The sequence below is a fragment of the Lacinutrix venerupis genome, assembly GCF_003663945.1.
Classification (GTDB): domain Bacteria; phylum Bacteroidota; class Bacteroidia; order Flavobacteriales; family Flavobacteriaceae; genus Lacinutrix; species Lacinutrix venerupis.
This window is the reverse complement of sequence record NZ_RCCH01000008.1, coordinates 178,115-191,380: the sequence shown is the minus strand read 5'-3', so window position 1 is coordinate 191,380 and position 13,266 is coordinate 178,115. Positions and strand designations below refer to the sequence as shown.

Here is a 13,266-nt window from a genome sequence, read left to right as displayed (position 1 = left end):
ACCCTTATTTGATTTGGATTAATTTTTAAAGAATGCTGAATCGGCAATTTTTACTGCCCGCTCTTGTGGTGTTACCTTGATATATTTATAAAATTCTCGTTCTGTAGAATGACCACTAATAGCCATAATATCAATAACAGGCATTTTAGATAAGTAGGCATTAGTACAAAAAGATCTGCGAGCTGAATGACTAACTATAAGTTTATTCTTCTCTACTTCTATAGTTTTTGTTTTACCACCTTTAGTTCTAGTAACAGTTATTGGAGTCAATATTTTTGCTTTACTTCCTGCCTCTTTAATGTATTCATTTATATCTGAATCTGGTAATCTAGGAGGAAATGCACCATTATACCGATTATTCATTATTTGTCGAACACGTTTATGCAATGGCACATAGACCTTTGCTCCTGTCTTTTTTTGAATAATCTCTAAAACTTCTCTACTATTAAAAACTTTTATTTGGCTCATTTTTATTCCGTTATAATCCGAAACTCTTTGACCAATATAATAACCAATAATAAAAATATCTCGTGCCAATTCCCAGTCGGGCGTTTTTGATAAATCTACATTATAGAGCGCATCAATTTCATTTTCCGTTAAATATATAGAAACAGTTTCTTCGTTTACTGTTTTAAACTCTTTCTTTTTAAAAGATAGGTTTTTATTTACTCCATCTTCTGTTGCTCTATTTAATATTGTTCTCAGGTTTTTTATGTGCTTCCCAATAGTATTAGTAGAATAATTGTATTTTTCTAGATAACCAATAAAAGCATAATAGAAGTTTAAATCAATATTTTCAAAATCTAAATCATATTTAACCTGTTTGTTAAAATCTTTTAATCTGCTAACAGTTTGTTTGTATGAACGAACCGTGATGGCACTTAGTTTTACACTTGAAAGATGCTTAGATTGATATTCGCGTTTTTCTATATAATCATCTGCATATTCAAAAAAAGTGGTCAATAATTTTTGCTCCTTTTTTTCTACTTTCCTAATTATTTTAGACAATAAGGATTTTAAGATGTTTTTATTTTGCCTTTCAAGTTCATCTAACTTTGAAATAGCTGAAATAAATTCAGCTTCGTAATTAAGTAAACTTTTGTTTATTTCTTCTCGATTACTAATTGTCGAGACGGCTTTTACTTTTTGCTTAGCATTGTTCCAATATCTAGGCTCAACTTTAAAACCTGTTGCAAATTTAATTCTATTTCCTCTACCAAAATTATAGTCTAAAAGAATAGACGTTTCCTTTTTAGAATTAACTTCTTTCAATCGAAATTTAACTGTTCCTGTAGTTTGATTTATACTATTCATTAATCTACGAAATTTAAAAGGGACAACAATAGGGACAACATTATGTTTAATTATTGTTATTTCAAAAGTAGTGAAATTATTCTAAATTTCTCCTAATCACTATAAATAAAGAAGAAATAAGAATTTGAGTTAAAATAGAATAACATGAGTTAAAGTAAAAAGTGGTACTGGAGGCACCACCACTAAAAACCCGATTCAATTGAATCGGGTTTTTTGGTTTTTATTGTTTAGCTAAGTATTTATTTCTAATAATTTCTCCAACTGGTTTATCCTCTATTTTACTTTCTAACCAAGAAATAATATCTAAATATAAAAAAGCTCTACGCTCAAAAGGATGATTTTCAAATACTTTTAATTTTTTATGCAATTCTTGAAATGCATTTTTTAAATCTTGAGGATAAATATCTTGTAAACCACGTATAAATTTTATCATTTCTTTTTGCACCTCATGCAAATCATTCATCTTAATTAAAAACTTATAAGTACTACGTAATAAAACCTCTAAATGATAGTCTAATCCTGCTTCATAATGAGCTACCAAATTTAAAACTCTTGAAAAACAAAGTAAATCTTCTCGCATAGAAAGCGATTTGTTCGAAATAATAAAATTTAAGTATTTTATACACTCTTTATTATTTCCTGCACCAAAATGCAAGCTCGCAAACTTATAATAAAATACCATTTTATGATGAGCATCTATTCTTGTATCAAACTCAACAAGCTCGTTTTCGATTTCAGGTATTAATTGTAAGCCCTCATTAAAACTTCCATCTATAAAATGAGTATTTATATTATGAAAATTTGTGTACAAAAATACTAACGAAGCAACATTTTCATCTTTGGGAAAACTTGGATTGCCCGTTATTTTAATAAAATTATTTAATTTTTTATCAAATTTCTTTTTATTACTTATAAAGAATAGCGACTCTAATAAATAATTATTTCCTTTTAAATAAAAAACAGGATTTAAATGTACCATATTTGGATACTGATTAAATAAATCGACCCATTTTGAAGCAAATTTGTAACAGTTTAAAAAGTCCTGTAACAAAAAACTATACCACAAATGTGCTTTATAATACCAGAGTTTTTCTCTAAAACCAGATTCTTTTAAGTTAAATTCTGGAAGTCTACTGTTAAAATATTTTGTTACCTTATTACTCTCTGTTTTATTTTTTACATAACCCGTTTTTAGAATCACACTATATAGCTGAAGCGATAAATTAGACAATTTACTTGCAATTACATTTTGCGAACTCAATTCTTTTGCCTGTATGGTCAACTCATCTGCTCGACTACTAATACTTCTGGTAATATATTGAGATTCTATAACCTTCTCTAACTCTACAATTTCGAAAGCCATATTTTTTTCTTCATTAGTAATGGCTAGTTCTTTTGCTTTATCAAGTATTTTTAAACTTTGCTTATAAAGCCCTTTATGATATAGAATAGAAGCAAAATCTAATTGCTCTCTAATTTGAGAGCGAATATTTTGATGCGAAGGATTAAGCTTTAAACTAATAAGCAATTGTTTATACAAATGAGCTTTTACATTAGCTAATTGTTGCTTTTTAATTTTTGTAGACTTTAAAATAAATGTCTCATCATAATTCTTAAGCCTATCTAAAACTGTAAATAAGTTTAAAAATTTTGAATCAGAATTCACTCCCAACCTTCCAACATACAACTTAAATTGTCGTTTTTCCGACTTATTTAAAGATTTTACTAAGGCAAATAAATTATCTTTTTGGTCTTTAGTCATCAACTAATAATTATCTTAAACAACTGTTTATCAGGTTTTTATATTCAACTACAAAGATTGAACATCGTAACACTTTAAATAGTGATAGCTTGTAACAAGTAACCAAAGTATAAATTAGTATTTCAATACAAAAATAAAATACACTTAAATGTCAAACAATAATATACAAATTTTCGACACTACACTACGTGATGGAGAACAAGTACCAGGCTGCAAGTTAAATACCGAACAAAAAGTAATCATTGCTAAACAATTAGATTTATTAGGAGTAGACGTTATAGAAGCTGGATTTCCAGTGTCAAGCCCTGGAGATTTTAACTCTGTTGAAGCTATTTCAAAAATAGTAAAAAATGCAAAAGTTTGCGGTTTAACTAGAGCAGTAGAAAACGACATTAAAGTAGCTGCTGAAGCATTAAAACATGCAGCAAAACCAAGAATACATACTGGCATTGGCACCTCAGACTCACACATTTTACACAAGTTCAAATCTGACAGACAAACAATTATTGAGCGTGCTTACGACGCTGTAAAATACGCAAAATCTTTCGTTGAAGATGTGGAGTTTTATGCAGAAGACGCCGGACGTACAGATAACGAATATCTTGCTAAAGTTTGCGAAGCAGCAATTAAAGCAGGAGCTACTGTTTTAAATATTCCAGACACAACTGGCTATTGCTTACCAAGTGAATATGGCGCAAAAATCAAGTACTTAAAAGAAAACGTAAAAGGCATAGAAAAAGCCATTTTATCTTGCCATTGCCATAACGATTTAGGGTTAGCAACAGCAAACTCTATTGAAGGCGTTATTAATGGAGCAAGACAAATTGAATGTACTATAAATGGCATTGGAGAACGTGCAGGTAATACTGCTTTAGAAGAAGTTGTTATGGTTTTAAAACAACATCCTCACCTTAATTTAGATACTAATATAAAAACTGAAATGCTTTACGGATTAAGCCAACTTGTTTCAGATAGTATGGGAATATACACGCAACCTAACAAAGCAATTGTTGGAGCCAATGCATTTGCTCATAGCTCAGGAATTCATCAAGATGGCGTAATTAAAAACCGTGAAACTTACGAAATTATAGACCCTAAAGATGTTGGTGTTACAGAATCTGCCATTGTTTTAACCGCAAGAAGTGGCCGTGCTGCATTAGCTTATAGAGCAAAAAATGTTGGTTACGAATTAACTAAACTTCAATTAGACGATGTCTATTCAAACTTTTTAAGTTTCGCAGATAAAAAGAAAGAGATAAATGATAACGACATCCACCAAATAATCGAAACAAGTAATGTTTACAGACAAATAATTAGCGCATAAATTATGAGTAAGAAAACCTTATTTGACAAAGTATGGGATGCACATGTGGTAGACAGTATAGAAAACGGTCCACAAATATTATATATAGATAAACATCTAATACATGAGGTAACAAGCCCACAAGCTTTTAATGAATTAAAAGAACGCAACATACCTGTTTTTAGACCAAACCAAATTGTTGCTACCGCAGACCATAATACACCTACGGAAAATCAACATTTACCAGTTAAAGACGAACTATCTAGAAACCAACTCGCACAACTCTCTATTAACTGTAAAAAAAATAACATTACGCTATACGAGTTAGGCCATAAATACAATGGCATTGTACACGTTATGGCACCAGAATTAGGCTTCACACAACCAGGCATGACTATGGTTTGTGGAGACAGCCACACCTCAACGCATGGCGCCTTTGGCACTATTGCTTTTGGTATTGGCACAAGTCAAGTTGCTCAAGTTTTTGCAAGCCAATGTTTATTACTTACAAAACCTAAAAGCTTAAGAGTAACGGTTAATGGCAAGTTAAAAAATGGCGTATTACCCAAAGACGTCATTCTTTACATTATTTCAAAATTAGGCACCAACTCCGGTACTGGTTATTTTTGTGAATATGCCGGAGATGTTTTTGAGAACATGTCTATGGAAGGAAGAATGACAGTTTGTAATATGAGTATAGAAATGGGTGCTCGCGGTGGCATGATTGCTCCAGACCAAACTACTTTTAACTATGTTAAAGGACGTGAATACGCACCAAAAGGAGAGGCTTTTGATAAAAAAGTAGCTTACTGGAAAACATTACCAACTGATGAAGGCGCTACTTTTGATAAAGAGTATTATTTTGATGCCGAAGATATTGAACCAATGATCACCTATGGAACAAATCCTGGAATGGGAATAAAAATATCTGAAAACATTCCAAAACAAAATGATCCTTCATTTAAAAAAGCTTTAGAGTACATGAATTTTGAAGCTGGTAAAACCCTAATAAACAAACAAATAAACTATGTTTTTATTGGTAGCTGTACCAATTCTAGAATCGAAGATTTTAGAGTAGCAGCAAAATATATAAAAGGGAAACAAAAAGCAGACAATGTTACCGCTTGGCTAGTTCCCGGAAGCAAACAAGTAGAAACACAAATTATAGAAGAAGGTTTAAAAGATATTTTTGACGCTGCTGGTTTTAAATTAAGACAGCCAGGTTGTAGCGCCTGTTTAGCAATGAACGACGATAAAATTCCTCAAGGCGAATATTGCGTATCTACATCGAATAGAAATTTTGAAGGAAGACAAGGTCAAGGTTCAAGAACTATTTTAGCAAGCCCTTTAGTTGCTGCTGCAACTGCCGTTGCAGGAAAAATAGTAGACGTTACAAAAAATATTGAAACTTTAGAATTCGCATAATATGGAAAAATTTACAACATTAACATCGAGAGCAATACCTTTAGATATTGCAAATGTAGATACAGACCAAATTATTCCTGCTCGTTTTTTAAAAGCAACAGATAAAAAAGGATTTGGAGACAATGTTTTTAGAGACTGGCGTTTTAATAAAGATGGTTCTACAAATCAAGAATTTGTATTAAACAATAATGTTTTTTCTGGAGAAATATTGGTAGCTGGAGATAATTTTGGCTGCGGTTCTAGTCGTGAGCATGCTGCTTGGGCTTTAACTGGTTATGGCTTTAAGGTTATTGTTTCTAGTTTTTTTGCAGATATTTTTAAAGGAAATGCCCTAAATAACGGTTTACTACCCGTACAAGTATCTGAAGAATTTTTAGCACATTTAATTTCTGAAATTAAAGCAGACCCAAATACAAAATTAAGAGTAGATTTACGTGAACAACAAATTAGCATAAAAAGCAGTAAGCGTTTCGAGAATTTTAAAATAGATCCATACAAAAAAACCTGTATGATTAATGGTTATGACGATATAGATTACTTACTTAGTAAAAAAACAGAAATTGAAGCGTTTGAAAAAACACTTAATTAATAAACGCGTTAGTGATTACTCGTTCATTTTTATTTGATAAATTAGAACTCGTGATTGCTTCGCAGTTGAGGCTTTATTGGAGCTCCTCGCAGAGAGCGACTGCCGAAAGCGCGACCTTTAGGTAACGCAAAAAAATAAAAAATAACAGAAAGCAAATAATCTCGAATGCTTTTCGAGACTGCTTTAGAAGCAAAAATAAATATGAAGTTAAACATTGCAGTTTTACCAGGCGATGGCATTGGACCAGAAGTTACAGAACAAGCCATTAAAGTTTTAAAAGCGATTGCTTTAGAATTTGATCATACATTTTTATTTAAAGAAGCTGCTGTTGGAGCAGTTGCCATAGACAAATACAACAATCCGCTTCCCGACAACACTTTAGACTTATGCAAGTCTAGCGACGCTATATTATTTGGAGCAATTGGCCATCCAAAATACGATAACGATCCTAGTGCTAAAATAAGACCAGAACAAGGTCTATTAAAACTTAGAAAAGAATTAGGCTTATTTGCTAATGTAAGACCAGTTAAAGCTTATGATACATTATTAAACAAATCTCCTTTAAAAAAGAATATTATTGAAGGCACAGATATAAGTATTTATAGAGAATTAACCGGAGGAATATATTTTGGTAAAAAACACTTAAGTGAAGATGGAAATGCAGCTTCAGATTTATGTGAATATTCTCGTGAAGAAATTGAGCGCATTGCACATTTAGCCTTTAAAGCTGCACAAGACAGAAATAAAAAAGTAACTTTAGTAGATAAAGCTAATGTTTTAGAAACCTCTAGATTATGGAGAAAAGTAGTTACCGAGTTAGCATCGCAATATCCAGATGTTTTACTAGACTTCTTATTTGTTGATAATGCAGCCATGCAAATGATTTTAAATCCAAAACAATTTGATGTTATTTTAACAGAAAATTTATTTGGCGACGTTATTAGTGACGAAGCTAGTGTTATTGGCGGCTCTATAGGTTTATTAGCCTCTGCTTCCATTGGCGAAAAACACGCTATGTTTGAGCCTATTCATGGTTCTTATCCGCAAGCCACTGGAAAAGGCATTGCTAATCCAGTAGCCTCTATATTAAGTGCCGCAATGTTATTAGAGCATTTTCACTTACATGAAGAAGCAGATTTAGTAAAGGAAGCCGTAGATAAATCTTTAAAATTAAATGTTACTACTCCAGATTTAAATACTAAATATGATAATATTTCAACTAGTAAGGTAGGAGACTTTATTGCCGATTTTATTAGCAATCCAAAAGATTCAAATTTAAATTTCACAAATATTCACTTAGGACAATCCACCATAATTTAATGCCGACACAACCAAAACTTACGCGATTTAATCAAACAGTATTATCGAAGTACCAAATATACAATAGTATATTTATGACACTTCCTTTTGATACTATAACAAAAACTGGAGCGTTACTTCCGCTCTTTCATGAAACTTGCCAAAAAGGTTTTAGCAAAAAAGACAACCCAACAACTATTGTTGAAACGTTTTTTAAAAAATACCAAGCAAGTCGCTCTAAAGAAAGCCAAACAAATTTACTATTTCAATTTATTCAATATATAGAACGTCAAGTTGTTTTATTTGATGCTATAGAGGATGCCGCATTTCCTGTAGTTAACAACATGGATGGCTTTGGTACTTTGCGTAGTTTAAAAGAAAGTGTTACTGCAGAAAACAAATTAGAAACACTAAAAAAGTATCTTGAAGAATTTAAAGTAAGAATTGTGTTAACCGCGCACCCAACACAATTTTATCCTGGCTCTGTTTTAGGTATCATTACAGATTTAACAGAAGCCATTAGAGAAAACGATTTACTTAAAATAAACGACCTTTTAGCTCAATTAGGTAAAACACCTTTTTTTAAACACGAAAAACCTTCGCCTTACGACGAGGCTGTTAGTTTAATATGGTATCTTGAAAACGTATTTTACAAATCTTTTGGAACTATATACGACTATATACAGCAAAATATTTTTGATGGAGAGCACATAGAAAACGACATAATAAATATTGGTTTTTGGCCTGGAGGAGATAGAGACGGAAATCCATTTGTTACGCCAGAGATAACCTTAAAAGTAGCCAATAGATTGCGAGAAACCGTTATTAAAAATTATTATCGAGACATAAGACGCTTAAAAAGAAAATTAACTTTTAAAGGCGTAGAAGACAGGATTACTATAATAGAACGCGAATTATACAAAATAATCTCGTACCAAGAATCTACATTAACTTTATCTTCTTTTACTAAGGAGTTAAAAGAAATTAAAAATGTTATAATAGAAAAGCACCAATCGCTTTATGTTACCGAAATAAACAGCCTATTAAATAAAATTCACCTATTTGGATTTCATTTTGCAAATTTAGACATACGTCAAGACAGCAGAAAACATGAGCAATATTTTAACGATATGGTGAATACGTTAATTGAAAATGAAAGTAATATTTTTCCAAAAAATTACTTTGATTTATCTGAATCTGAACAAGTAAAACTACTCTCCAATGTTAAAGGCGAAGTAGATTTATCTCTAATTAAAAATGAAGAAACTTTAAAAGCACTCAAAACAATGAAAGTGCTTAAAAGCATACAAAAAACAAATGGAGAAGTTGCTGCTAACAGATACATAATTAGTAACAACCAAACAACATTGCATGTTATGCAATTATTTGCCATGCTTAAATTAGTAGCCTTTCAAGACAAATTAACTGTAGATGTTGGACCTTTATTTGAAACTATTACCGATTTAGAAAATGCTCCAAAAGTTATGGAGGAGCTATACACTAACCCAGAATATGCTGCTCATTTAAAAGCTAGAGGAAACAAACAAACTATAATGCTTGGCTTTAGTGACGGCACAAAAGACGGTGGTTATTTAATGGCTAACTGGGCTATATATAAAGCTAAAGAAAATTTAACCAAAATATCTAGACAGTATGGTATTACTGTTATTTTCTTTGATGGGCGTGGTGGACCTCCAGCTCGAGGTGGTGGAAAAACACACAATTTCTACGCATCTCTAGGTCCAACTATTGAAGACAAAGAAGTACAATTAACCATACAAGGTCAAACCATATCGTCTAATTTTGGAACTTTAGAATCATCACAATACAACTTAGAACAACTAATTAGCTCTGGAATTTACAACAGTTTAAGCGATAAAGATTTAAGTATGGTTCCAGAAAATCGTGAGGTTATGACCGATTTATCTGAACGCAGTTATAAAGCATATTCTGATTTTAAAGCACACCCAAAATTCATCTCGTATTTAGAACATATGAGTACTTTAAAGTATTATGCAAAAACAAACATTGGTAGCCGTCCATCAAAACGAGGAAAAGCAGAAGGTTTAGTTTTTGAAGATTTAAGAGCCATCCCATTTGTAGGATCATGGAGCCAGTTAAAACAAAATGTACCTGGATTTTTTGGTGTTGGTACTGCTTTAAAACATTATGAAGACAATAATGAATTTGAAAAAGTACAACGCTTATTTAAAACATCAGATTTCTTTAAAACATTAATAGAAAACAGCATGATGTCACTATCTAAATCGTTCTTCGATTTAACAAAATACATGAGTGAAGATCCTGAATATGGAGAGTTTTGGAATATAATTTATAATGAATATGAAACTTCAAAACGACTGTTATTAAAACTTACTGGCTACAAAGAATTAATGCAAGAAGAACCTGCCGGAAAAGCTTCTATTGCTGTAAGAGAATCTATTGTTCTTCCTCTATTAACAATACAACAATATGCGCTTAAAAAAATTCAAGAGCTTGAAAAAGCTAATATTAAAGACGAAGCGCAAATAAGAATTTACGAAAAATTAGTTACCAGATCTTTATTTGGAAATATAAACGCAAGTCGTAATTCTGCTTAATACAACACTTTATTATAATTTAATATTACAAAATCTCGAAGCAAAGTTTGTTTCGAGATTTTTTCTTTTATAAATATTTTTTAATTAAAAAAAGCTATAAAATTAGGTATAAAAAAAGCCTCGAAATTTAAATTTCGAGGCTTTACAATATAAACTAACTAAACATTAATGCTCATTCAATCTAAAATCTGGATAGGCATCCATACCATGTTCGTGAGCATCAAGACCTTCTAATTCTTCTTTCTCCGAAACGCGTATTCCAACTGTTTTCTTTAAAACAAATATTATTATAAAAGAAGACACAATACAAATTGCAGCATAAGATAAAACTCCAATAAGCTGACTTATAAATTGCGCTCCACTAGCTAATTCTCCAAAAATACCAACCGCTAGTGTTCCCCAAATACCACAAGCTAAATGCACAGCAATAGCACCAACCGGATCGTCTAACTTTAATTTATCTATTAATGATACAGCAAAAACAATAATTGCTCCTGCTATTGCGCCAATTAATATAGCATCTGTAGGACTCATTTGATCTGCACCAGCAGTTATACCAACTAAACCTCCCAATATTCCATTTAAAAACATTGTTAAATCTAAATTTTTATACATTAAAGTAGATACCAATGCAGAAACTACACCTCCAGCTGCAGCTGCCAAACAAGTAGTTACTAATGTTAACGATGTCAATGAAGGATCTGCAGATAAAACAGAACCACCATTAAAACCAAACCATCCTAACCAAAGTATTAAAACTCCAGCAGTAGCTAACGGCATATTATGTCCTGGGATAGCTTGTGGCTTTCCATCGCTAAATTTCCCAATACGAGAACCTAACAAGAATACAGCAACTAATGCTGCCCAACCACCAACAGAATGCACTAAAGTAGATCCTGCAAAATCATAGAAAGGTGTTTCTAAGGCATCTAAAAAGCCACCTCCCCATTTCCAAGATCCAGCTATTGGATAAACTAACCCAACATAAATAAGTGTAAATACAATAAACGGCCCAATTTTCATACGCTCTGCAACTGCACCTGAAACAATTGTTGCTGCCGTAGCTGCAAACATACCTTGAAATAAGAAGTCTGTCCAATAAGTGTAACCTTCGTTATATGCTAAATCTAGAGCTCCTTCTGCATTTAGTGGCGCATCTAAACCAAATCCTGCGAAGCCAATAAAACCATTAAAATCTCCAGGATACATTAAATTAAAACCAACTAGACAGTATAATAATAGCCCAACTGTAATTATAAAAATATTTTTAAAAAGTATATTAATTGTATTTTTTTGTCTCGTTAATCCTATTTCTAAAAATGCAAAACCTAAGTGCATAAAGAAAACGAGTGCTGTACAGATCATCATCCATACATTATTTGTAGTAAGTAATTCCATGTTTTTTATTTTAAAGTGTTTCCTCCTTTTTCTCCTGTTCTAATTCTATATACCTCATCTATTTTTGAGACGAAAATTTTACCATCTCCAACTTCACCTGTAGATCCTGCTTCTAAAATGGCTTTAATAGTAACCTCTTCAAAATCATCGTTTACAACTATAGACAGATATCGTCTTTGTATATCGCTTGTACTATAAGACACACCTCTATAAACATGCCCTTCTTTTTCGTTACCTAACCCTGTAACATCCCAATAGGAGAAAAAATTTACACCGACTTCGTGTAAAGCTTTTTTTACTGAAGAAAATTTCGATTTTCTGATTATTGCTTCAACTTTTTTCATAATTAGTTTTAGTTAAAATTTATATATTGCTGCTACGATAAATGACGCCAAACTTTCTGTTGGTAAACCATCATTATCTAAAAATGGTTCTGAATCAGACCAAGAATCAAAACGTATTTCTGGTTTTATTGTTAAATCATCCACTGTATAACTTCCTGTTAATGTTACATCGAAAACACTAGGCAAATCGTCTCCATTACCGTGCATAGCAAAATACTCTCCTCTTAATCCAAGAGTAAAAACATCACTTAAACTATACTGTGGATAAAGCGCTGCGCCATAAAATCCTGAGCCATCATTATCTTGATAAGCAGCATTAATTCCGATATAGATATCTTCAGTGGCATCAAAACCACCTGTATAATCAACTTCAAAACCCAAAACCACTCCTGAATCATAATAGAAATTCAAGTATTGTCCCGAATAACCTAATTGAACTCCTAAAGCATAATCTCCCGTTACATTATTGTTAGTATCTGTTGCATTCATTGCAGCTACCATTAACGAAAAATCCTCAGACAAAGAAAAATCAGCTTTTAATCCAACGTGAGAAAATGGACCACTTGCAAATAGATAAGAAGTACTATAATTAAAATTACCAGTAGGCGATATAACTTCATACCCTAGAAATGTATTAAAGCGACCAAGAGTTAATGTTGTTTTCTCTGACACATTCCAATAAGCATATAACTGATTCACATAAAGAACATCTGAACCAACAGCTTGATCTCCTCTTGGCCCAAAAACTAAATCCGCCACAGCTCCAACCTTACCAGACTCATAAGAAGCAATTACATTTGCCATTCCTAAAGCAAATCCTGTTTGATCCGCAAAAGACGCTGGAGATTGCGCTATAGTATCTGACGCTGTTAAATTTGTTCTGTAATACGCATCTACACTGCCCTCAAAAGAAATTTTTTTTTCAGTAATCTCCTCATCAGTTTGAGCAAAAATAAATGTTGATGCAAATAACATAATTAATAGTAAAATAGATCTCATAATTTTAGTTGTTTTAATATTAACTATAAACCAAATCTATATAATTTTAATTTTAACCCTATAAAAAATAGGGACAAAAATTAAACTTTTATCATATTCAATATTTATACCCTATAATTTTTAGGGTTAAAAAAAAATATACTCATTTTTTAATAATTTCACAAATTACAAAATGAGCAATTGTCAATTTTTTAACTATTTAAATACATTATTTTTATTAAAACATGTTTTTC

The 13,266-nt window shown here is 31.7% G+C and carries 10 protein-coding genes; 5 read left to right on the top strand and 5 right to left on the bottom strand.

Annotation, left to right across the window (positions count from 1 at the left end; genetic code table 11):
- Positions 1-18: 18 nt before the first annotated feature.
- Together CLV86_RS12835 and CLV86_RS12830 are read right to left on the bottom strand one after the other, a co-directional pair.
- Entirely contained in the window at positions 19-1,314 is a 1,296-nt protein-coding gene (locus tag CLV86_RS12835) for a tyrosine-type recombinase/integrase (protein ID WP_121052881.1), read from the bottom strand.
- 220 nt (positions 1,315-1,534) lie between these two features.
- Positions 1,535-3,076 (bottom strand): hypothetical protein, encoded by a 1,542-nt coding sequence (locus CLV86_RS12830; RefSeq protein ID WP_121052879.1) that lies wholly within the window; start codon positions 3,074-3,076, stop codon positions 1,535-1,537.
- 148 nt (positions 3,077-3,224) lie between these two features.
- Here CLV86_RS12830 and CLV86_RS12825 point away from each other — a divergent pair, with 148 nt between their 5' ends.
- The 5 genes from CLV86_RS12825 to CLV86_RS12805 all read left to right on the top strand — a co-directional run bounded on the left by CLV86_RS12825 (position 3,225) and on the right by CLV86_RS12805 (position 10,292).
- Positions 3,225-4,400, top strand: a complete 1,176-nt coding sequence (locus CLV86_RS12825; RefSeq protein WP_121052877.1) for a 2-isopropylmalate synthase — start codon at positions 3,225-3,227, stop codon at positions 4,398-4,400.
- A 3-nt stretch (positions 4,401-4,403) separates the two neighbouring features.
- A complete protein-coding gene (gene leuC, locus CLV86_RS12820) occupies positions 4,404-5,804 on the top strand; it encodes a 3-isopropylmalate dehydratase large subunit (protein ID WP_121052875.1) in 1,401 nt (466 codons plus the stop codon).
- 1 nt (position 5,805) lies between these two features.
- Positions 5,806-6,393: a 3-isopropylmalate dehydratase small subunit gene (gene leuD, locus CLV86_RS12815; RefSeq protein ID WP_076734190.1), complete on the top strand. Its 588-nt coding sequence runs from the start codon at positions 5,806-5,808 to the stop codon at positions 6,391-6,393.
- A 201-nt stretch (positions 6,394-6,594) separates the two neighbouring features.
- A complete protein-coding gene (leuB, locus tag CLV86_RS12810) occupies positions 6,595-7,713 on the top strand; it encodes a 3-isopropylmalate dehydrogenase (RefSeq protein ID WP_076734191.1) in 1,119 nt (372 codons plus the stop codon).
- A complete protein-coding gene (locus tag CLV86_RS12805; RefSeq protein ID WP_121052873.1) occupies positions 7,713-10,292 on the top strand; it encodes a phosphoenolpyruvate carboxylase in 2,580 nt (859 codons plus the stop codon). The genes leuB and CLV86_RS12805 overlap by 1 nt, the downstream gene beginning before the upstream one ends.
- A gap of 165 nt (positions 10,293-10,457) precedes the next feature.
- Here CLV86_RS12805 and CLV86_RS12800 read toward each other — a convergent pair whose 3' ends face one another.
- The 3 genes from CLV86_RS12800 to CLV86_RS12790 are packed head-to-tail and all read right to left on the bottom strand — an operon-like array spanning position 10,458 to position 13,033.
- Positions 10,458-11,690: an ammonium transporter gene (locus CLV86_RS12800; protein ID WP_121052871.1), complete on the bottom strand. Its 1,233-nt coding sequence runs from the start codon at positions 11,688-11,690 to the stop codon at positions 10,458-10,460.
- Positions 11,691-11,695: 5 nt separating this feature from the next.
- A complete protein-coding gene (locus tag CLV86_RS12795) occupies positions 11,696-12,034 on the bottom strand; it encodes a P-II family nitrogen regulator (protein ID WP_076734194.1) in 339 nt (112 codons plus the stop codon).
- A 12-nt stretch (positions 12,035-12,046) separates the two neighbouring features.
- Positions 12,047-13,033: an outer membrane beta-barrel protein gene (locus CLV86_RS12790; RefSeq protein WP_121052869.1), complete on the bottom strand. Its 987-nt coding sequence runs from the start codon at positions 13,031-13,033 to the stop codon at positions 12,047-12,049.
- Positions 13,034-13,266 lie beyond the last annotated feature (233 nt).